This is a genomic window from Streptomyces sp. NPDC022552 (assembly GCF_055561875.1).
Map to the genome: position 1 here is coordinate 310,461 of NZ_JBVHGJ010000009.1, position 21,414 is coordinate 331,874.

General features: G+C 70.1%; 19 protein-coding genes. 16 read left to right on the top strand and 3 right to left on the bottom strand.

The features are described 5' to 3' along the window. The 3 genes from secF to ACZ3OF_RS24230 all read left to right on the top strand — a co-directional run bounded on the left by secF (nt 1) and on the right by ACZ3OF_RS24230 (nt 4,348). The gene (secF, locus tag ACZ3OF_RS24220; RefSeq protein WP_361609294.1) at nt 1–1,092 is read left to right on the top strand and encodes a protein translocase subunit SecF; all 1,092 of its coding nucleotides are present in this window, start codon (nt 1–3) and stop codon (nt 1,090–1,092) included. Beyond that, the gene (locus ACZ3OF_RS24225) at nt 1,089–1,640 is read left to right on the top strand and encodes an adenine phosphoribosyltransferase (protein WP_467306693.1); all 552 of its coding nucleotides are present in this window, start codon (nt 1,089–1,091) and stop codon (nt 1,638–1,640) included. The genes secF and ACZ3OF_RS24225 overlap by 4 nt, the downstream gene beginning before the upstream one ends. A 230-nt stretch (nt 1,641–1,870) precedes the next feature. Further along, on the top strand, nt 1,871–4,348 hold the full coding sequence (locus ACZ3OF_RS24230) for a RelA/SpoT family protein (protein WP_467306695.1): 2,478 nt from the start codon (nt 1,871–1,873) through the stop codon (nt 4,346–4,348). Nucleotides 4,349–4,443: 95 nt separating this feature from the next. Here the strand turns inward: ACZ3OF_RS24230 and ACZ3OF_RS24235 are convergent, their stop codons facing one another. Together ACZ3OF_RS24235 and ACZ3OF_RS24240 are read right to left on the bottom strand one after the other, a co-directional pair. Then, a complete protein-coding gene (locus ACZ3OF_RS24235; RefSeq protein WP_361670767.1) occupies nt 4,444–5,673 on the bottom strand; it encodes a DUF349 domain-containing protein in 1,230 nt (409 codons plus the stop codon). A 187-nt stretch (nt 5,674–5,860) separates the two neighbouring features. Continuing rightward, entirely contained in the window at nt 5,861–6,658 is a 798-nt protein-coding gene (locus ACZ3OF_RS24240) for a peptidylprolyl isomerase (RefSeq protein ID WP_361670765.1), read from the bottom strand. A gap of 152 nt (nt 6,659–6,810) precedes the next feature. Between ACZ3OF_RS24240 and ACZ3OF_RS24245 the strand changes: the two genes are divergently transcribed. The 5 genes from ACZ3OF_RS24245 (at nt 6,811) to rpsD (ending at nt 11,963) form a co-directional block, all read left to right on the top strand. After that, nucleotides 6,811–7,518 carry an MBL fold metallo-hydrolase gene (locus tag ACZ3OF_RS24245; protein ID WP_361670763.1) on the top strand — a complete coding sequence of 236 codons (708 nt, stop codon included), beginning with the start codon at nt 6,811–6,813 and terminating at the stop codon, nt 7,516–7,518. Between the two features lie 10 nt (nt 7,519–7,528). Further along, nucleotides 7,529–8,791 (top strand): histidine--tRNA ligase, encoded by a 1,263-nt coding sequence (gene hisS / locus ACZ3OF_RS24250; RefSeq protein ID WP_467306699.1) that lies wholly within the window; start codon nt 7,529–7,531, stop codon nt 8,789–8,791. A 151-nt stretch (nt 8,792–8,942) separates the two neighbouring features. After that, the gene (locus tag ACZ3OF_RS24255; protein WP_361438753.1) at nt 8,943–9,554 is read left to right on the top strand and encodes a vitamin K epoxide reductase family protein; all 612 of its coding nucleotides are present in this window, start codon (nt 8,943–8,945) and stop codon (nt 9,552–9,554) included. An 86-nt stretch (nt 9,555–9,640) separates the two neighbouring features. Next, nucleotides 9,641–10,993 (top strand): replication-associated recombination protein A, encoded by a 1,353-nt coding sequence (locus tag ACZ3OF_RS24260; RefSeq protein WP_361670761.1) that lies wholly within the window; start codon nt 9,641–9,643, stop codon nt 10,991–10,993. A gap of 355 nt (nt 10,994–11,348) precedes the next feature. Further along, nucleotides 11,349–11,963 carry a 30S ribosomal protein S4 gene (gene rpsD, locus ACZ3OF_RS24265; protein WP_158985446.1) on the top strand — a complete coding sequence of 205 codons (615 nt, stop codon included), beginning with the start codon at nt 11,349–11,351 and terminating at the stop codon, nt 11,961–11,963. A gap of 53 nt (nt 11,964–12,016) precedes the next feature. Here rpsD and ACZ3OF_RS24270 read toward each other — a convergent pair whose 3' ends face one another. Beyond that, entirely contained in the window at nt 12,017–14,197 is a 2,181-nt protein-coding gene (locus tag ACZ3OF_RS24270) for an ATP-binding protein (protein WP_467306702.1), read from the bottom strand. A 170-nt stretch (nt 14,198–14,367) separates the two neighbouring features. Between ACZ3OF_RS24270 and ACZ3OF_RS24275 the strand changes: the two genes are divergently transcribed. The 8 genes from ACZ3OF_RS24275 to ACZ3OF_RS24310 form a co-directional block, all read left to right on the top strand. Then, complete coding sequence (locus tag ACZ3OF_RS24275; protein WP_352186545.1) at nt 14,368–14,796, top strand: DUF948 domain-containing protein; 429 nt, start codon at nt 14,368–14,370, stop codon at nt 14,794–14,796. A 6-nt stretch (nt 14,797–14,802) separates the two neighbouring features. Then, the gene (locus ACZ3OF_RS24280; RefSeq protein ID WP_361670756.1) at nt 14,803–15,156 is read left to right on the top strand and encodes a DUF6167 family protein; all 354 of its coding nucleotides are present in this window, start codon (nt 14,803–14,805) and stop codon (nt 15,154–15,156) included. Beyond that, nucleotides 15,156–17,825, top strand: a complete 2,670-nt coding sequence (alaS, locus tag ACZ3OF_RS24285) for an alanine--tRNA ligase (RefSeq protein ID WP_467306705.1) — start codon at nt 15,156–15,158, stop codon at nt 17,823–17,825. The genes ACZ3OF_RS24280 and alaS overlap by 1 nt, the downstream gene beginning before the upstream one ends. Nucleotides 17,826–17,827: 2 nt before the next feature. Then, a complete protein-coding gene (ruvX, locus tag ACZ3OF_RS24290; RefSeq protein ID WP_361439319.1) occupies nt 17,828–18,292 on the top strand; it encodes a Holliday junction resolvase RuvX in 465 nt (154 codons plus the stop codon). A gap of 100 nt (nt 18,293–18,392) precedes the next feature. Then, nucleotides 18,393–20,165 carry an endolytic transglycosylase MltG gene (mltG, locus tag ACZ3OF_RS24295; protein WP_361670751.1) on the top strand — a complete coding sequence of 591 codons (1,773 nt, stop codon included), beginning with the start codon at nt 18,393–18,395 and terminating at the stop codon, nt 20,163–20,165. Then, nucleotides 20,165–20,992: a shikimate dehydrogenase gene (locus ACZ3OF_RS24300; protein ID WP_361670748.1), complete on the top strand. Its 828-nt coding sequence runs from the start codon at nt 20,165–20,167 to the stop codon at nt 20,990–20,992. Before mltG ends, ACZ3OF_RS24300 begins: the two co-directional genes overlap by 1 nt. After that, on the top strand, nt 20,989–21,165 hold the full coding sequence (locus ACZ3OF_RS24305; RefSeq protein WP_361670745.1) for a hypothetical protein: 177 nt from the start codon (nt 20,989–20,991) through the stop codon (nt 21,163–21,165). Before ACZ3OF_RS24300 ends, ACZ3OF_RS24305 begins: the two co-directional genes overlap by 4 nt. A 153-nt stretch (nt 21,166–21,318) precedes the next feature. Next, a partial coding sequence (locus ACZ3OF_RS24310) for a chorismate synthase (RefSeq protein ID WP_346073301.1) occupies nt 21,319–21,414 on the top strand: 96 nt, incomplete at its 3' end.

Below are 21,414 nucleotides of genomic sequence, written 5' to 3' on the forward strand. Positions count from 1 at the left end.
ATGGCGAAGAAGCGCGACAGTCTCGGCGCCCGGCTCAACCGCGGTGAGGTCGCCTACGACTTCATCGGGAACCGCAAGATCTGGTACGGCCTGTCCATCCTGATCACCATCACGGCGATCGTGGCCCTGGCCGTCCGTGGCCTGAACATGGGCATCGAGTTCCAGGGCGGTGCCGTCTTCACCACCCCCAAGTCCGAGGTCTCGGTCTCCCAGGCGCAGGAGTACGCCGAAGAGGCCTCCGGCCACGACGCGGTCGTCCAGAAGCTCGGCAGCGGCGCGCTGCGCATCCAGGTCGGCGGCCTCGACACCGAGAAGTCCGACCAGGTCCGCGCCGAGCTGGCCAAGGACCTCGGCATCGCCGAGAACAAGATCGCGGCGGAGCTGGTCGGTCCGAGCTGGGGTGAGCAGATCGCCACCAAGGCATGGACCGGTCTCGCGGTCTTCATGATCCTCGTGGTGATCTATCTGGCCATCGCCTTCGAATGGAGAATGGCGGTAGCGGCGCTCATCGCCCTGATCCACGACCTGACCATCACCGTCGGCATCTACTCGCTCGTCGGCTTCGAAGTCACGGTCGGTACGGTCATCGGTCTGCTGACGATCCTCGGCTATTCGCTGTACGACACCGTGGTCGTCTTCGACTCCCTCAAGGAGGGAACGAAGGACATCACCAAACAGACCCGGTTCACGTACAGCGACATGGCCAACCGGTCGATCAACGGCACCCTGGTCCGTTCGATCAACACCACCGTCGTGGCCCTGCTGCCGGTGGCCGGTCTGCTCTTCATCGGTGGCGGTGTCCTCGGCGCAGGCATGCTGAACGACATCTCGCTGTCGCTGTTCGTCGGCCTCGCCGCCGGTGCGTACTCGTCGATCTTCATCGCCACCCCGCTCGTCGCCGACCTCAAGGAGCGCGAGCCGGCGATCAAGGCGCTCAAGAAGCGGGTGCTCGCCAAGCGCGCGTCCGCGGCCGCCAAGGGCGAGTCCCTGGACGGTCAGGACGAGGACGCGGACGACTTCCACGACGAGGCGGAGACCACCGTCGTCGGCCAGCGCGGCCGTCGCGGCCGCCCGTCGGAGAACCGCGGATGACCGCCGAGGCACAGGACACCACGGCCCTGCTCCTCAGCCGGATCCGTGACGTCCCCGACTACCCGAAGCCGGGCGTGCTGTTCAAGGACATCACCCCGCTGCTCGCGGACCCGGAGGCGTTCACGGCGCTGACCGGCAGCCTCGCCGCGCTGTGCGTCACGCACGGCGCGACGAAGATCGTCGGCCTCGAGGCGCGCGGCTTCATCCTCGCCGCCCCGGTCGCCGTCCGAGCCGGCCTGGGCTTCGTCCCGGTCCGCAAGGCCGGCAAGCTGCCCGGAGCGACGCTGAAGCAGGCGTACGAGCTGGAGTACGGCACCGCCGAGATCGAGGTGCACGCCGAGGACCTGGCCGCGGGCGACCGTGTCATGGTCATCGACGACGTCCTCGCCACCGGCGGCACCGCCGAGGCCTCCATCGAGCTCATCCGGCGGGCCGGTGCCGAGGTCGCGGGCGTCGCGGTCCTCATGGAGCTCGGCTTCCTGCCCGGGCGTGTCCGCCTGGAGTCCGCCCTGCGCGGCGCTCCGCTGGAGGCGCTGATCACGGTCTGACACCGCACGCGCGCGTGAGGTGTGGGGCGCCCCGGGGAATCCCCGGGGCGCCCCGTCCGTTCACCCCATGTATGCCCCGGAACGGGGTCTTCGCGCGCGTGGTGCCCGTCTCACCCTCCGCACGCGTGAGCACGGCGGCCCCCGGATCGATACGATGGCCTTTCCGGGCCTGACCGGGGGACCCGGTACCTCCCCCAGAGTCCGTCCGGGGGGACCCCAGAGGAGCGCTCTTGCCAGACGAGGCCCAGCCACTCTCCGCCGCGCAGCCCGACCCGCAGGCCGAGAAGGCCGCGGCGGGGCGACCCGCGACGCCCCAGAACAAGCCCGCGGAGAGCAAGCCCACGCCCGTGGCCCCCTCCCCGGCCCCGGCGGCCTCCACGCCCAAGCCCGCGCCCGCACCCGTGACCCGCTCCGGCGGCTCGTCCAACCGTGTGCGCGCCCGGCTCGCCCGCCTCGGCGTCCAGCGCTCCTCCCCGTACAACCCGGTCCTCGAACCGCTGCTGCGGATCGTCCGCTCCAACGACCCGAAGATCGAGACGGCGACGCTCCGTCAGGTCGAGCGCGCCTACCAGGTCGCCGAGCGCTGGCACCGCGGCCAGAAGCGCAAGAGCGGCGACCCGTACATCACGCACCCGCTCGCCGTGACCACCATCCTCGCCGAGCTCGGCATGGACCCGGCCACGCTCATGGCCGGTCTGCTGCACGACACCGTCGAGGACACCGAGTACGGCCTCGACACCCTGCGCCGCGACTTCGGCGACCAGGTCGCCCTCCTCGTCGACGGCGTCACCAAGCTCGACAAGGTCAAGTTCGGCGAGGCCGCGCAGGCCGAGACCGTCCGCAAGATGGTCGTCGCCATGGCCAAGGACCCGCGAGTCCTGGTCATCAAGCTCGCCGACCGCCTGCACAACATGCGCACCATGCGCTATCTCAAGCGGGAGAAGCAGGAGAAGAAGGCCCGCGAGACCCTGGAGATCTACGCACCGCTCGCCCACCGCCTGGGCATGAACACCATCAAGTGGGAGCTGGAGGACCTCGCCTTCGCGATCCTCTACCCCAAGATGTACGACGAGATCGTCCGGCTCGTCGCCGAGCGCGCCCCCAAGCGCGACGAGTACCTCGCCATAGTGACCGACGAGGTCCAGTCCGACCTGCGCGCCGCCCGCATCAAGGCCACCGTAACCGGCCGGCCGAAGCACTACTACAGCGTCTACCAGAAGATGATCGTCCGCGGCCGTGACTTCGCGGAGATCTACGACCTGGTCGGCATCCGCGTCCTCGTGGACACCGTCCGCGACTGCTACGCGGCCCTCGGCACCGTCCACGCGCGATGGAACCCGGTCCCCGGCCGGTTCAAGGACTACATCGCGATGCCGAAGTTCAACATGTACCAGTCGCTGCACACCACGGTCATCGGCCCCAACGGCAAGCCCGTCGAGCTCCAGATCCGTACGTTCGACATGCACCGCCGCGCCGAGTACGGCATCGCCGCGCACTGGAAGTACAAGCAGGAGGCCGTCGCCGGAGCCTCCAAGGTGCGCACCGACGTACCGAAGAGCGTCGGCAAGGACGACCACCTCAACGACATGGCGTGGCTGCGCCAGCTGCTCGACTGGCAGAAGGAGACCGAGGACCCCGGAGAGTTCCTGGAGTCCCTGCGCTTCGACCTGTCGCGCAACGAGGTCTTCGTCTTCACCCCCAAGGGCGACGTCATAGCGCTGCCCGCCGGGGCCACCCCCGTCGACTTCTCGTACGCCGTGCACACCGAGGTCGGTCACCGCACCATAGGGGCGCGGGTCAACGGGCGGCTCGTGCCGCTGGAGTCGACCCTCGACAACGGCGACCTGGTCGAGGTCTTCACCTCCAAGGCCGCAGGCGCCGGCCCGTCCCGCGACTGGCTGGGCTTCGTCAAGTCCCCGCGCGCCCGCAACAAGATCCGTGCCTGGTTCTCCAAGGAGCGCCGCGACGAGGCGATCGAGCAGGGCAAGGACGCCATCGCGCGGGCCATGCGCAAGCAGAACCTGCCGATCCAGCGGATCCTGACCGGCGACTCGCTCGTGACGCTCGCGCACGAGATGCGCTACAGCGACATCTCCTCGCTGTACGCGGCGATCGGCGAGGGCCATGTCACGGCCCAGTCCATCGTGCAGAAGCTCGTCCAGGCGCTCGGCGGCGAGGAGGCCGCCAACGAGGACATCGCCGAGACGGCCCCGCCCACGCGCGGCCGCTCCAAGCGCCGCTCCAGCGCCGACCCCGGTGTCGTCGTCAAGGGCGTCGAGGACGTCTGGGTCAAGCTGGCCCGCTGCTGCACCCCCGTGCCCGGCGACCCGATCATCGGCTTCGTCACCCGCGGCAGCGGCGTCTCGGTGCACCGCAGCGACTGCGTCAACGTCGACTCGCTCTCGCGCGAGCCGGAGCGCATCCTCGAGGTCGAGTGGGCGCCCACGCAGTCCTCGGTCTTCCTGGTCGCCATCCAGGTCGAAGCCCTCGACCGCTCCCGGCTGCTCTCGGACGTCACCCGCGTCCTGTCGGACCAGCACGTCAACATCCTTTCGGCGGCCGTCCAGACCTCCCGCGACCGGGTGGCCACCTCGCGCTTCACCTTCGAGATGGGCGACCCGAAGCACCTCGGCCACGTCCTGAAGGCCGTCCGCGGTGTGGAGGGCGTCTACGACGTCTACCGCGTCACCTCGGCACGGCGGCCGTAGAGGTCCGGCGGGGAGCCGAGACACCTCGGAGGACGTACGAGAAGGGCCCCGGTACCTGTGCGAGGTACCGGGGCCCTTCTCGTACGTACGCGGGATCAGCCGCCGAACTCCTGCAGACCCTTCAGCGCCTGGTCGAGGAGAGCCTGGCGGCCCTCCAGCTCACGCGCCAGCTTGTCGGCCTTGGCGTCGTTGCCCGCCGCGCGGGCCGCGTCGATCTGCTTCTGGAGCTTGTCGACGGCGTCCTGCAGCTGGCCCGTCAGACCCGCGGCACGCGCGCGTGCCTCCGGGTTCGTCCGGCGCCACTCCGACTCCTCGGACTCCTGGAGCGCCCGCTCGACCGCGTGCATCCGGCCCTCGACCTTCGGCCGGGCGTCGCGCGGCACATGGCCGATGGCCTCCCAGCGCTCGTTGATGGAGCGGAAGGCCGCGCGTGCCGCCTTCAGATCCGTCACCGGCACCAGCTTCTCGGCCTCGGCCGCGAGCTCCTCCTTCAGCTTGAGGTTCTCGGTCTGCTCCGCGTCCCGCTCGGCGAAGACCTCACCGCGCGCCGCGAAGAAGACGTCCTGGGCGCCGCGGAAGCGGTTCCACAGGTCGTCCTCGTGCTCGCGCTGCGCCCGGCCCACGGCCTTCCACTCCGCCATCAGATCGCGGTAGCGGGCGGCCGTGCCACCCCAGTCCGTGGAGTTCGACAGCGACTCGGCCTCGGCGACCAGCTTCTCCTTGGCCTTGCGGGCCTCCTCGCGCTGCGCGTCCAGCGAGGCGAAGTGCGCCTTGCGGCGCTTGGAGAACGCCGAGCGGGCGTGCGAGAAGCGGTGCCACAGCTCGTCGTCGGACTTCCGGTCGAGCCGCGGCAGGCCCTTCCAGGTGTCCACGAGCGCGCGCAGCCGCTCGCCGGCCACCCGCCACTGCTCGCTCTGCGCCAGCTCCTCGGCCTCCTTGACCAGCGCCTCCTTGGCGCCGCGCGCCTCGTCGGCCTGCTTGGCCTTCTGGACCTTGCGCTCCTCGCGGCGCGACTCGACCGTCCCGACCAGCTTGTCGAGACGAGCGGTCAGCGCGGCGAGGTCACCCACGGCGTGATGCTCGTCGACCTGGTGCCGGATGTGGTCGATCGCGGCCGTGGCGTCCTTCGCCGAGAGGTCGGTGGTCTTCACCCTCTTCTCGAGGAGGCCGATCTCGACAACCAGGCCCTCGTACTTGCGCTCGAAGTAGGCCAGTGCCTCCTCGGGAGTGCCGGCCTGCCACGATCCGACGACCTTCTCGCCCTCGGCTGTACGCACGTACACGGTGCCCGTCTCGTCGACGCGGCCCCACGGGTCGCTGCTCACAGCGCCTCCTCCACATGATGCCGACGAGGGGGTTGTGCCCCCTGGGCATCGTCCACAGGTTCCCGGCGGGCCTCGCCCGCCCTCAACAACGCGGATACAGGACCGCGCTGCACAACGCCAATCTAGGCGACCGGCCGCCCGGCTGTCCGCTCTCCGCGCGACCGAAATTCAACGGTCACGCGGTGTGTCACTTCTTGGCGACCGTGGCCTTCTCGATCGTCACGGCCGTCTTGGGCGCACCGTCCTTGGCACCGCCCTCGACCCCGCCCTTCGCGACCTCCTCGACGACCTTCAGGCCGGCCGCGTCGATCTTCCCGAAGGGGGTGAACTGCGGAGGCAGCTTGGTGTCCTCGTAGACGAGGAAGAACTGGCTGCCGCCCGTGTTCGGCTGCATCGTGTTGGCCATCGCGACCGTCCCGGCGGGGAAGGTCACCGAACCGTCAGCGCCGGCCTTGCCCAGCGCGTCCAGGTTCTCGTCCGGGATCGTGTACCCGGGACCGCCGGTACCGTCGCCCTTCGGGTCACCGCACTGGAGGACGAAGATGCCCTCGGTGGTGAGCCGGTGGCACTTCGTTCCGTCGAAGTACTTCTTGTCCGCGAGGTGCTTGAAGGAGTTCACCGTGCGCGGGGTCTTCGCCGCGTCCATGGTGATCCCGATGTCGCCCTCGTTCGTCTTCAGGGACATCGTGTACGTGGCCTTCTTGTCGATGGCCATCGCCGGCTCCGGGGCCTTCGACTCGCTCGCCGAGGGAGTGGGCGTCGGGGCGTCGCTCGGCGTCGCGTCGTCGGCCGCCTTCGTGCTGCCGTCGTCGGTCAGCGCGACCGACGCGTACACCGCTCCGCCCGCGGCCAGCACGACGGCGAGCGAGGCCGCGATCACGGTGTTCCGGCGCTTGGCCTTCTGCCGCGCCTCCTGCCGGCGCTGCTGCTGACGCTCGTACTTCTCCCTGGCGAGCTGCCGCCGCCGCTGATCGCTGCTGACCACCGGGTCTGCTCCTTGTCGCTCGACTGTTCCTGTCCTGGCCTGGTGTGCCCGTACCGTATACGGGTTGGCTGTGGAATACGCAGCGCCGGTAGGCTCTGATCTGCCGCTTCCGCTCCGCCGCACCTCGTGCCGGACGACATTTAAGGACGATCGTGCTGATTGCCGGGTTCCCCGCCGGGGCCTGGGGGACCAACTGCTATCTGGTCGCCCCCGCCGCAGGCGAGGAGTGCGTGATCATCGACCCGGGCCACCAGGCCGCCCAGGGAGTCGAGGAGACGCTGAAGAAGCATCGGCTCAAGCCCGTCGCCGTGGTCCTCACCCATGGACACATCGACCACGTCGCCTCCGTCGTCCCGGTCTGCGGCGCCCATGACGTACCCGCGTGGATCCACCCCGCCGACCGGTACATGATGAGCGACCCGGAGAAGGCCCTCGGCCGCTCCATCGGGATGCCGCTCATGGGCGAACTGACCGTGGGCGAGCCGGACGACGTGCACGAGCTCACCGACGGCGCGAAGCTGGACCTCGCAGGGCTGGAGTTCTCGGTCGCGCATGCGCCCGGTCATACCAAGGGGTCGGTGACCTTCCAGATGCCGCAGACCACGGACATTCCCTCCGTGTTCTTCTCGGGCGATCTGCTCTTCGCCGGCTCCATCGGACGCACCGACCTGCCCGGCGGTGACATGGACGAGATGCTCGAATCGCTGGCCCGCGTGTGCCTGCCGCTCGACAACTCGACCGTGGTGCTGTCGGGACACGGTCCCCAGACGACCATCGGCCAGGAGCGCGCCACGAACCCGTATCTCCGGGATGTGGCCGCCGGCCTCGGGAGCGCGAAGGCTCCCCGACGAGGAATGTGACGAGACTACGTTGAGCACCTTCAAGGCCCCCAAGGGCACGTACGACCTGATTCCGCCGTACTCCGCGAAGTACCTGGCGGTGCGCGACGCCATCTCCGGACCGCTGCGCAAGTCCGGCTACGGCTACATCGAGACGCCCGGCTTCGAGGACGTCAACCTCTTCGCTCGCGGTGTCGGCGAGTCCACCGACATCGTCACCAAGGAGATGTACACCCTCACGACCAAGGGCGGCTCCGAGCTGGCGCTGCGCCCCGAAGGCACCGCCTCCGTGCTGCGCGCGGCCCTCGAGGCCAGCCTGCACAAGCAGGGCAACCTGCCGGTGAAGCTCTGGTACTCCGGCTCGTACTACCGCTACGAGCGCCCGCAGAAGGGCCGCTACCGGCACTTCTCCCAGGTCGGTGCCGAGGCGATCGGCGCCGAGGACCCGGCGCTCGACGCCGAGCTGATCATCCTGGCCGACGACGCGTACCGCTCGCTCGGCCTGCGGAACTTCCGCATCCTGCTGAACTCGCTCGGCGACAAGGAGTGCCGTCCCGTCTACCGCGAGGCGCTGCAGACGTTCCTGCGCGGGCTCGACCTCGACGAGGAGACGCTCCGCCGGGCCGAGATCAATCCGCTCCGGGTCCTCGACGACAAGCGCGAGTCCGTGCAGAAGCAGCTCGGCGGCGCACCGCTGCTGCGCGACTACCTGTGCGACGCGTGCAAGGCGTACCACGAGGAGGTACGCGCGCTGATCACCGCGGCGGGTGTGGCCTTCGAGGACGATGCCAAGCTGGTGCGCGGTCTGGACTACTACACGCGGACGACCTTCGAGTTCGTCCACGACGGTCTGGGCTCGCAGTCCGCGGTCGGCGGCGGCGGCCGCTACGACGGCCTCTCGGAAATGATCGGCGGCCCCGTGCTTCCGTCGGTCGGCTGGGCGCTGGGCGTGGACCGTACGGTGCTGGCCCTGGAGGCCGAGGGCGTCGAGCTGGACATCCCGGCGGCGACCAGCGTCTTCGCCGTCGCGCTCGGCGACGAGGCGCGTCGTCTGCTGTTCGCGAAGGTCACCGAGCTCCGCAAGGCGGGCGTCGCGGCCGACTTCGCGTTCGGCGGCAAGGGACTCAAGGGCGCGATGAAGGACGCCAACCGCTCGGGCGCCCGGTTCGCCGTCGTCGCGGGCGAGCGCGACCTGGCCGAGGGCGTGGTCCAGCTCAAGGACATGGAGTCCGGTGAGCAGGAGCCGGTGGCCCTGGACGCGCTGGTCGACACCGTCCGGGCGAAGCTGGCCTGACCGGCACGAGGACGACCACGGGCCCGGACCGCTTTGCGCGGTCCGGGCCCGTCTCGTCCCTGGTCGTCCTTATGTCCACCGAACGGTGGAACGGGGCCCCCGTGCGGCAGAATGACCGTGCCCAGAAGCCCGCGAGTGATGGATCGGGGATATGACAGACGCAGCGGTTGACGAGTCGGCGCGCGGCACGATCGGCGCGAGCCGTGCCTTGGCCTGGCTGCTGGTGATCACCGGTGCCGCCGGTCTGCTCGCCGCGTGGGTCATCACGATCGACAAGTTCAAGCTCCTCGAGGACCCGAACTTCACCCCGGGCTGCAGCCTCAACCCGATCGTCTCCTGCGGCAACATCATGAAGAGCGACCAGGCCTCGGTCTTCGGCTTCCCGAACCCGATGCTCGGCCTCGTCACGTACGCGATGGTCGTCGCGATCGGTGTGGGCCTCCTCGCGGGCGCCCGCTACCGCCGCTGGTACTGGCTCGGCCTGAACGCGGGCACGCTGTTCGGCGTCGGGTTCTGCACCTGGCTCATGCAGCAGTCGCTGTACGAGATCAACGCGCTCTGCCTGTGGTGCTGCCTGGCCTGGGTCGCCACGATCATCATGTTCTGGTACGTGACCTCGCACAACGTCCGCAACGGCGTCATCCCCGCCCCCCGGGGCCTGCGGACCTTCTTCGACGAGTTCACCTGGGTCCTGCCCGTCCTGCACATCGGGATCATCGGCATGCTGATCCTCACGCGCTGGTGGGACTTCTGGACCAGCTGACGGGCCGACGGGCTCACGAGCCGCGGAGCCGCCGGCCGACCGGCGCGCGGACCGGGCTGTCAGTGCTCTGACTTAGGCTTCATGGCGTGGAGCCCGACCTCTTTACCGCAGCCGCCGAAGAACGCCAGGAGAAGGACCCGTCCAGCAGCCCCCTGGCTGTACGGATGCGTCCGCGCACCCTGGACGAGGTCCTCGGCCAGCAGCACCTGCTCAAGCCGGGCTCACCGCTGCGGCGGCTCGTCGGCGAGGGGGACGGAGGGCCCGCGGGCGCCTCGTCCGTGATTCTCTGGGGCCCGCCGGGCATCGGAAAGACGACCCTCGCGTACGTGGTCTCCAAGGCGACGAACAAGCGCTTCGTGGAGCTCTCCGCCATCACCGCGGGCGTCAAGGAGGTCCGGGCTGTCATCGAGGGCGCCCGGCGGGCGGCCGGCGGCTTCGGCAAGGAGACCGTCCTCTTCCTGGACGAGATCCACCGCTTCTCCAAGGCCCAGCAGGACTCGCTGCTCCCGGCGGTGGAGAACCGCTGGGTGACGCTCATCGCGGCGACGACCGAGAACCCGTACTTCTCGATCATCTCGCCCCTGCTCTCCCGCTCCCTGCTGCTCACGCTCGAACCGCTCACCGACGACGATCTGCGCGATCTGCTGAAGCGGGCCCTCACCGAGGACCGCGGACTCGGCGGCGCGGTCACCCTGCCCGAGGACGCCGAGGCGCACCTGCTGCGGATCGCCGGAGGTGACGCGCGGCGCGCTCTGACCGCCCTGGAGGCCGCCGCGGGCTCGGCCATCGCCAAGGGCGAGCCGGAGATCACGCTCCAGACGGTCGAGGAGACCGTCGACCGGGCGGCGGTGACGTACGACCGGGACGGCGACCAGCACTACGACGTGGCCAGCGCGCTCATCAAGTCGATCCGCGGCTCGGACGTGGACGCGGCGCTGCACTATCTGGCGCGGATGATCGAGGCGGGGGAGGACCCCCGGTTCATCGCCCGCCGGCTGATGATCTCGGCCAGCGAGGACATCGGTCTGGCCGACCCGGCCGCCCTGCCGTTGGCCGTCGCGGCCGCACAGGCCGTCGCCATGATCGGTTTCCCCGAGGCGGCGCTGACCCTGAGCCACGCGACGATCGCACTGGCCCTGGCCCCCAAGTCGAACGCGGCGACCACCGCGATCTTCGCGGCCCAGGCCGACGTGCGGAACGGCCTCGCGGGCCCGGTCCCGCCGCATCTGCGCGACGGCCACTACAAGGGCGCGGCCAAGCTGGGCCACGCCCAGGGGTACGTGTACCCGCACGACGTCCCGGGCGGCATCGCGGCCCAGCAGTACGCGCCGGACGAGGTCCGGGGAAAGCGCTACTACGAGCCGACGCGCTACGGCGCGGAGGCGCGGTACGCGGACGTGGTGGAGAAGGTGCGGGAACGGCTGCGCGGCGACGGCTGACGGCAGGACCCGGGTGTGTGCACGGGCCCTCCGGTCACCCGGTACACTCGTGCGGAGTGCTGCGTCCCGTGTCCGGCTTCGGCCGGCGCCACCAGAACGGGACAGGCAGCGGGAGCCCCGCCTCAGGCGGGATCTCCAGGAGTGTCGCGCACCTTCGAAGGTGTCGCGGGCAACCCATCACCTCCCCCGGTCCCGGGGAACAGGCGATGGGCCGTTCGCGTGCTGCACGTATGTGCCCAGACCAGGGAGCGGCTGCCCGAAAGGTCCTGACGGACCGGACGGGTTTCCCCGGCTGCGGATGCGACCTCCTCTAACCCTGGTGAAGCCGTATTCGTACAGATAGAGAGGTTGGTTCATGCCGAACCAGTCCCGTCCCAAGGTCAAGAAGTCGCGTGCCCTCGGCATCGCGCTGACCCCGAAGGCCGTCAAGTACTTCGAGGCCCGCCCCTACCCGCCGGGCGAGCACGGCCGTGGCCGCAAGCAGAACTCGGACTACAAGGTCCGTCTGCTCGAGAAGCAGCGCCTGCGCGCCCAGTACGACATCTCCGAGCGCCAGATGGCCCGCGCGTACGACCGCGCCAAGAAGGCCGAGGGCAAGACGGGCGAGGCGCTGGTCGTCGAGCTCGAGCGTCGCCTCGACGCCCTGGTCCTGCGTTCGGGCATCGCCCGCACCATCTACCAGGCCCGCCAGATGGTCGTGCACGGTCACATCCAGGTCAACGGTGGCAAGGTCGACAAGCCGTCGTTCCGTGTCCGTCCCGACGACGTCGTGATGGTCCGCGAGCGCTCCCGCGAGAAGCCCCTGTTCCAGGTGGCCCGCGAGGGTGGCTTCGCCGCCGACGGTGAGACCCCGCGCTACCTGCAGGTCAACCTGAAGGCCCTGGCCTTCCGCCTCGACCGCGACCCGAACCGCAAGGAAATCCCGGTCATCTGCGACGAGCAGCTGGTCGTCGAGTACTACGCCCGCTGATCAAGCCGTCGTAGTACCACCCCCGCGGTGTTCAGCCCGCCGCTTCCCCACTCTCACCAGTGGGGGAGCCGGCGGGCTTCCGCGTTCTCCGGGAACGCCGCACGGAACGGGCGCGGCGCCCGTGGGCCGGAGCCGCGCCCGGCCGGATTCCGGCGCACGCTCAGCGCCCGGTCCACCGCCGCGTCCAGCGAGAGCCCCTGACCCTCCCGCACCGACGCCCCGTAACGCTCCGCGCCCAGGACCTCGCCCGCCTGACGCGCGCAGAGCGCCCGCGCCCCGTTGAAATGGCCCGAGCCGAAGAGCTGGAGACCCACCGAGTCCCACACCGGCAGCGCGGCACCCTGCAGCACCGCCGCCTCCGTGGGATCGCCCTCGCTCGCCGTCACCAGCGCGAGCAGCTCGATCGCGAGGACCAGCCCCACCAGATCGTGGAACATGTGGTTGATGCCGACGCACTCCGTCAGCAGCGTCCGCGCCTCGCGGTGATCGCCCCCGGTCCACGCCGCGTACGCCAGCACATAGAGCGCGTACGCCTTGGTCCAGCGCTCGCCGCGCTCCTCGCAGATCTCCCGCACCTCCGCGCAGAGCGCGACCGCCCCCTCCAGATCACCCTGGAACACCCGGGCCAGCGCCAGCTCGACCTGGCCCATCAGTACGTTGCTGTTCAGCTCGCCCAGCTCCCGGTACGCCGCCAGGGCCCGGCCGAGCAGCTCCTCCGCCCGCGGCATGTCGTCCGAGAGCAGCGCCAGACAGCCCATCCGATGCGTCGCGTACGCCTCCGCCAGGGGATTGCCGACCGAGCGGGCCCGCTCCCCGCACTCGTGCAGCGCCGCCACCGCCGCCGTGGCGTCGCCCTGCAGGATCGCCACGTAGCCGAGCACCCACAGCCCCTTCAGCCGCGCGTCCTCGTGCTCCGAGTCCAGCGCCAGCGCCCGGTCCAGCCAGTGCCGGCCCTCGGCCAGACGCCCGCACCCCACCCACGCGAACCAGAGCGTCCCCGCCAGATGCTGCGCCAGATGCGCCTCGTCCGGCTGCTCCAGGCAGAGTTCGAGGGCCGCCCGCAGATTGGGGAGCGCCGCGTCCAGGCAGGCCGCGATCTCGGCCTGACGCGGGCTGAACCACTCCAGCTCGCACCAGGTGGCCAGACCCATGTACCAGTCGCGGTGCCGACGGCGCATGCGCTCGGTGTCGCCGAGCGCCATCAGCCACTCCGCGCCGTAATCGGAGACCGTGTCCAATATCCGATACCTCGGACCGGCGGCCGTGTCCTCCCGTACGACCAGCGACTGCGCGAGCAGACCGCCGAGCACATCCATCACCCGCTCCGGCGGAAGCTCCCGGCCTGCGCAGACGTACTCCACCGCCTCCAGGTCGAACGGCCCGGCGAAGACCGAGAGGCGTGCCCACAGCAGCCGCTCCTCCGGAGTGCACAGCTCGTGGCTCCAGCCGATCGCCGTGCGCAGCGTCTGATGCCGGGGGAGTGCGCCGCGCGCCCCGTCCGTGAGCAGCCGGAACCGGTCGCCGAGCCGGCGCAGCATCTGGTCCACGGTGAGGAGCGGCATCCGGGCGGCCGCCAGCTCCAGGGCGAGCGGAATCCCGTCGAGCCGCCGGCACAGCTCGCGTACCGCGCTCTCGTCGGACGCCGCGCTCGCGTCGACGGCGGTACGGGCCCTCCCGGCCGTCCGGGCGGAGCCGGTCGGGCCGGGCCCGACCGAGGCCGCCGCCCGCTCCAGGAAGAGTGCCTCCGCGTCGTACTCGTCCATCGGCGCGAGCGTGAACACGGCCTCCCCGTCGACGCGCAGCGGACGGCGGCCCACCGCGAGGACGGTGAGACCCGGGGCGTGCTCGAGCATCTGCCGTACCAACGGGGCGCATTCCTCGACGAGGTGCTCGAAACCGTCCATCACCAGCAGCAGCCGGCGCTCCGCGAGATGGTCGGTCAGCGTCTCGACGGGGGTGCGCAGCGTGTGATCGGTCAGCCCCAGCGCCTCGGTCAGAGCGAAAGCCACCAGCTCCGGGTCGGGCAGCACCGAGAGGTCGGCGAGCCACACGCCGTCGGCGTAGCGTTTCTCCACCGCCCTGGCGGCCCTCAGGGCGAGCCGGGTCTTGCCCACGCCCCCCACCCCGACGACGGTGACCAGGCGCGATTCCCCCAGGAGCCGGGTCAGTCGGTCCTGTTCTGCGGCCCGTCCGACGAAGACGTTCAGCTCCGCCGGGAGGTTGGTCCTTCGCATGGGACACGGAGCGTACTCATCCACACGCACTCCGTACAATCGGGTCAGGTGATTCCCCTCCTGGGAGCGCGCGTACCGCCCGTAATGAGGTACGGGGAAAGACCCCGGGCGCGATAGGGTCAGAGGACGACTTTTCGCAAGGGCCCAACGACAGCAGAGAGCGGTGCGGAGTGACCGGTGGAGAGGTTGCCGGGATTCTGGTGGCCGTGTTCTGGGCGATTCTCGTCTCCTTCCTCGCCGTGGTTCTGGTGAGGCTGGCGCAGACGCTCAAGGCGACCACCAAGCTGGTGGCGGACGTGACCGAACAGGCCGTCCCGCTGCTCAGCGACGCCTCCGCGACCGTGCGGTCGGCGCAGACCCAGCTCGACCGCGTGGACGCGATCGCCTCGGACGTCCAGGAGGTCACCTCCAACGCCTCGGCGCTCTCCACCACCGTCGCCTCCACCTTCGGCGGCCCGCTCGTCAAGGTCGCGGCCTTCGGCTACGGAGTGCGCAGGGCCCTCGGCCGCGGCCGGGACCAGGCACCGCCCGCGCCCGCCCCCCGTACCGTCGTCGGTCGCACCGTGCCGTCCGCGCGGCGCAGGAAGCAGAAGGGCTGAGCCGCGATGTTCCGCCGTACGTTCTGGTTCACCGCAGGCGCAGCAGCCGGCGTGTGGGCCACCACCAAGGTCAACCGCAAGCTCAAGCAGCTGACTCCCGAGAGCCTCGCCGCGCAGGCGGCGAACAAGGCGATCGAGACCGGCCACCGGCTCAAGGACTTCGCCCTCGACGTCAGGTCGGGCATGGTCCAGCGCGAGGCCGAACTGGGCGAGGCACTCGGCCTGGAGGCCTCCCCGGACGCACCGGTCGAGCGCGAGCTGCCCGGGCCGCGCCGCAGGGCATCGCTCGATGCCACCCCGAACACCACCACCACGCATTCGTACCGAACGATTTCGTACAACCGGAATGAGGACCACTGATGGAGTCGGCTGAAATCCGCCGCCGCTGGCTGAGCTTCTTCGAGGAGCGCGGGCACACCGTCGTCCCTTCGGCGTCGCTCATCGCGGACGACCCGACTCTGCTTCTGGTCCCCGCCGGCATGGTTCCCTTCAAGCCGTACTTCCTCGGCGAGGTCAAGCCGCCGTTCTCGCGCGCCTCCAGCGTGCAGAAGTGCGTGCGTACGCCCGACATCGAAGAGGTCGGCAAGACCACCCGCCACGGCACGTTCTTCCAGATGTGCGGCAACTTCTCCTTCGGCGACTACTTCAAGGAAGGCGCCATCAAGCTCGCCTGGGAGCTGCTGACCACCTCGGTGGAGCACGGCGGCTACGGGCTGGAGCCGGAGAAGCTCTGGATCACCGTCTATCAGGAGGACGACGAGGCCGAGCAGATCTGGCGCGACGTCGTCGGCGTCCCCGCCGAGCGCATCCAGCGCCTCGGCAAGAAGGACAACTACTGGTCGATGGGCGTTCCCGGCCCCTGCGGCCCGTGCTCCGAGATCAACTACGACCGTGGCCCCGAGTTCGGCGTCGAGGGCGGCCCGGCCGTCAACGACGAGCGGTACGTGGAGATCTGGAACCTGGTCTTCATGCAGTACGAGCGCGGCGAGGGCTCCGGCAAGGAGGACTTCCCGATCCTCGGCGAGCTGCCGTCCAAGAACATCGACACCGGTCTCGGCCTCGAGCGCCTCGCGATGATCCTGCAGGGCGTACAGAACATGTACGAGACCGACACCCTCCAGGTCGTCATCGACAAGGCCACCGAACTCACCGGCGTCGCCTACGGCAAGGCCCACGACAGCGACGTCTCGCTGCGCGTGGTCGCCGACCACATGCGTACGTCCGTGATGCTCATCGGCGACGGTGTCACCCCGGGCAACGAAGGCCGCGGTTACGTGCTGCGCCGCATCATGCGCCGCGCCATCCGCAACATGCGCCTGCTCGGCGCCACGGGCGTGGTCGTCCAGGATCTCGTCGACGTGGTCATCGACACGATGGGCGAGCAGTACCCGGAGCTGATCACCGACCGCAAGCGGATCGAGACCGTCGCCCTCGCCGAGGAGGCCCGCTTCCTCAAGACGCTCAACGCCGGCTCGAACGTCCTCGACGGCGCCGTCACCGAGACCAAGGCCTCCGGCGGTACCGTCCTCTCCGGCGACAAGGCCTTCCTGCTCCACGACACCTGGGGCTTCCCGATCGACCTCACCCTGGAGATCGCCGCCGAGCAGGGGCTCTCCGTGGACGAGGCCGGCTTCCGCCGCCTCATGCAGGAGCAGCGGGACAAGGCCAAGGCCGACGCCAAGGCCAAGAAGACCGGCCACGCCGACGTCGCCGCCTACCGCGAGATCGCCGACGGCAGCGGCGCCACCGAGTTCACCGGCTACACCAACACCGAGGGCGAGTCCACGGTCGTCGGTCTGCTGGTCAACGGCGTCCCGTCGCCGGCCGCCTCCGAGGGCGACGAGGTCGAGGTCGTCCTCGACCGCACCCCGTTCTACGCCGAGGGCGGCGGCCAGCTCGCCGACCAGGGCCGGATCAAGCTGCACAGCGGCGCCGTCATCGAGATCCGTGACGTCCAGCAGCCGGTCCCCGGTGTCTCCGTGCACAAGGGCTCCGTCCAGGTCGGCGAGGTGACGGTCGGCTCCACCGCCTACGCCGCCATCGACGTCCGCCGCCGCCGGGCCATCGCCCGCGCCCACTCCGCCACGCACCTGACGCACCAGGCCCTGCGTGACGCCCTCGGCCCGACGGCCGCCCAGGCCGGTTCCGAGAACTCGCCCGGCCGCTTCCGCTTCGACTTCGGCTCGCCGAACGCCGTTCCCGGCACGGTCCTCATGGACGTCGAGCAGAAGATCAACGAGGTCCTCGCCCGCGAGCTCGACGTGCACGCCGAGGTCATGCCGATCGACGAGGCCAAGCGTCAGGGCGCCATCGCCGAGTTCGGCGAGAAGTACGGCGAGAAGGTCCGCGTCGTCACCATCGGCGACTTCTCCAAGGAGCTGTGCGGCGGTACGCACGTCAAGAACACCGCCGCCCTCGGCCTGGTCAAGCTGCTCGGCGAGTCGTCGATCGGCAGTGGCGTGCGCCGTGTCGAGGCCCTCGTCGGTGTCGACGCGTACAACTTCCTGGCCCGTGAGCACACGGTCGTCGCCCAGCTCCAGGAGCTGGTCAAGGGCCGCCCCGAGGAGCTGCCGGAGAAGATCTCCTCCATGCTCGGCAAGCTGAAGGACGCCGAGAAGGAGATCGAGAAGTTCCGCGCCGAGAAGGTGCTCCAGGCCGCCGCCGGTCTGGTCGAGAGCGCCAAGGACGTCCGCGGTGTCGCGCTCGTCACCGGCCAGGTCCAGGACGGCACCTCCGCCGACGACCTGCGCAAGCTGGTCCTCGACGTCCGTGGCCGCATCCCGTCGGACCGCCCGGCCGTCGTGGCCCTGTTCACCAAGGCCAACGGCCGCCCGCTGACCGTCATCGCCACCAACGAGGCCGCTCGCGAGCGCGGTCTCAAGGCCGGTGAGCTGGTCCGTACCGCCGCCAAGACCCTCGGCGGCGGCGGTGGCGGCAAGCCGGACGTCGCCCAGGGCGGCGGCCAGAACCCGGAGGCCGTCGGCGAGGCCATCGACGCCGTCGAGCGTCTCGTGGTGGAGACGGCGTGACGATGCGCCGCGGTCGTCGTCTCGCGATCGACGTCGGGGACGCCCGGATCGGGGTCGCCTCGTGCGACCCAGACGGGGTCCTCGCCACGCCGGTGGAGACCGTGCCGGGACGTGACGTCCCGGCGGCCCACCGGCGGCTGAGGCAGATCGTCGAGGAGTACGAACCGATCGAGGTCGTGGTCGGCCTCCCTCGCTCCCTCTCCGGGGGCGAGGGCCCGGCCGCGGCCAAGGTCCGGCGCTTCGCCGGCGAGCTGGCCAAGGGCATCGCTCCGCTGCCCGTCCGCCTGGTCGACGAGCGGATGACGACCGTGACGGCGACCCAGGGGCTGCGGGCGTCGGGCGTGAAGTCGAAGAAGGGGCGGTCCGTCATCGATCAGGCCGCCGCTGTGATCATCCTTCAGAACGCTCTTGAGTCCGAACGGGTATCGGGTAATCCGCCCGGCGAGGGCGTCGAAGTGGTCATCTGATCGCGATACGGTAACGTTCCGCGCGATGCGGCGTGTTCGAACAGCTGCCGCACTACGTAGAGGCGGACCGTCCGGAAGCCTCGCGGCTGTTTGGGGATCGATGACTGAGTATGGCCGGGGCCCTGGCTCCGAACCGTGGCATCCCGAGGACCCGTTGTTCGGGGACCAGGGATGGGGAGGTCAGCCGCAGTACCCGCAGCAGGCGCAGTACGGCCAGGACCAGTACGGCCAGGGGCAGCTCGGCCAGGACCAGTACGCCCGGGACCAGTACGGTCAGGGTTCCTACGCCCAGGACCAGTACGCCCAGGGCGGGCAGCAGGGGTACGACCCGCAGTACCAGCAGCCCCACCAGCAGCCGCATCCGCAGCAGGGGCAGCAGCCCCAGCAGTACAGCGACCCCCAGTACGGAAATCAGTCGTACGGCGGCCAGCAGGGCTACCCCGGGCAGGGCTACGACACGCCCGGGTACCCCGCACAGCAGTACGACACGGGCTGGGAGACGGGCCAGGCGGCCATGCCGTACGGCGTGACTCCCGCCGACCCGTACGGCGGCCAGAACCCGGACCTCTACGGCACACCCGAGGCATATCCGCCGCCGCAGCCCCCGGGCCGGCGGCAGGCACCGCCGGAGCCGGTCACCGCCTGGGAGGCGGAGGCCGAGGCCGAGGGAGAGGAGCGGCACCCCTTCTTCACCGGTGAGGACGGCACCGACGACGACGGGTACGAGGACGAGCCGGCCGAGAACCGGTCTCCGCGTGGCGGACGCGACCGGCGGGGTGGCAAGGGTCAGAAGAGCAGGAAGGGCAAGAACGGCGTCGCGTGCCTGGTCGTCGCCCTCGTCCTCGTGGGCGGTGTGGGCGGCATCGGCTACTTCGGCTACCAGTTCTGGCAGGGCCAGTTCGGCGCCGCACCCGACTTCGCGGGTGAGGGCAGCGGCGAGGTCCAGGTCGAGATCCCCAAGTCCGCCGGCGGATACGAGATCGGCAACATCCTCAAGAAGGCCGGGGTCGTCAAGAGCGTCGACGCCTTCGTGTCGGCGCAGGGCAAGAACCCCAAGGGTCTTTCGATCCAGGCCGGCGTCTACACGCTGAGGAAGGAGATGTCGGCGGAGAGCGCCGTCACCCTGATGCTCAGCCCGACGAGCCAGGCGAACTTCGTCATCCCCGAGGGCAAGCGGAACGTCTGGGTCTACGAGCAGATCGACAAGAAGCTCGACCTCAAGGCGGGCACCACCCAGGGCGTCGCCAAGGCGAAGGCCAACGACCTCGGCCTTCCCGAGTGGGCGACCAACCACAAGGAGCTCAAGGACCCGCTCGAAGGCTTCCTGTTCCCCGCGAGCTACCCCGTGGCCAAGGGCAACAAGCCCGAGGACGTGCTGCGCAAGATGGTCGCCCGCTCCAACGAGGAGTACGCGAAGTACGACCTGGAGGCCAAGGCGGAGCAGCTCGGCGTCGACAGCCCGTGGCAGCTCATCACCATCGCGAGCCTCGTCCAGGCCGAGGGCACGTCGCACGACGACTTCCGCAAGATGGCCGAGGTCGTCTACAACCGGCTCAAGCCCAGCAACCCGCAGACCTACGGCAAGCTCGAGTTCGACTCGACGTACAACTACATCAAGAACCAGAGCAAGATCGACCTCACCCTTGAAGAGCTGCGAAAGTACGACAACGTCTACAACACGTACTTCTACAAGGGTCTGCCGCCCGGTCCGATCGGAAACCCGGGCAACGAGGCGCTGAAGGGCGTGGTGAACCCGACGAGCGAGGGCTGGTACTACTTCATCTCGCTCGACGGCAAGACGTCCCAGTTCACGAAGACGAACGCCGACCACCAGAAGCTCGTCGAAGAATTCAACAAGTCAAGGAAGAACTGATGCCGTCAACGCGGCGTGCGGCCGTCCTGGGCTCGCCGATCGCGCACTCGCTCTCCCCGGTCCTGCACCGGGCGGCCTACGCCGCGCTCGGCCTCGACACCTGGTCGTACGACCGGTTCGAGGTCGACGAGGCCGGGCTCCCCGGCTTCGTCGAGGGGCTGGACGAGTCCTGGGCCGGGCTCTCCCTGACCATGCCGCTGAAGCGGGCGATCATCCCGCTGCTCGACGCGATCAGCGACACCGCCGCCTCGGTCGAGGCCGTGAACACGGTCGTCCTCACCGAGGACGGCCGCCGTGTCGGCGACAACACCGACATCCCCGGCCTGCTCGCGGCCCTGCGCGAGCGGGGCGTCGAGAAGGTCGACTCCGCGGCGATCCTCGGGGCCGGTGCCACCGCCTCCTCCGCCCTCGCCGCCCTGTCGCGGATCTGTACGGGTCCGGTCACCGCGTACGTACGGAGCGAGGCACGGGCCGAGGAGATGCGCGGCTGGGGCGAGCGGCTCGGCGTGGACGTGCGGACCGCCGAGTGGTCGAGCGCGAACCGGGCGTTCGCCGCCCCCCTCGTCATCGCCACCACCCCGGCCGGCACCACCGACGCGCTCGCGGCCGAGGTCCCGGACGCCCCCGGCACCCTCTTCGACGTGCTGTACCACCCCTGGCCGACACCGCTCGCCGCCGCCTGGTCGGAGCGCGGGGGTGCGGTCCTCGGCGGTCTCGACCTCCTCGTCCACCAGGCCGTTCTCCAGGTCGAGCAGATGACGGGCGTCGCCGAGGCACCGCTGGCCGCGATGCGCGCCGCCGGTGAGAGAGCGCTGTCAGCCGCGTGAACGGTACGGAGACGCTTGCCGCGGACTGGGCGAGCTCGCTGTTCAAGCTGCTCGTGAACCTGCTGCCCGAGTGGGCGGAGGACACCGTCGTCACCCTCGGGCTGACCTTCCTCGTGGTGGAGGGCGGGCGCCGGCTGTGGCGCGCCGTCCGCACCTCTCGCCCCTCGACCTGACGCCGTGACCCCCGCGATCTGACGTTCTTCGCGTCCGATAGCTGGACCGACGGCCAGGTTCGACCCCCGGACGTGGGAGGATCGGGGTGGCGGGCCAGGGCCGCGCACCCGGTCGCGCCACAGCAGTTCCAGGCGCGAGCATGAGGAGCATCGTTGAGCAGGTTGCGCTGGCTGACAGCCGGAGAGTCGCACGGTCCCGCGCTGGTCGCGACGCTGGAGGGTCTTCCCGCCGGTGTCCCGGTCACGACG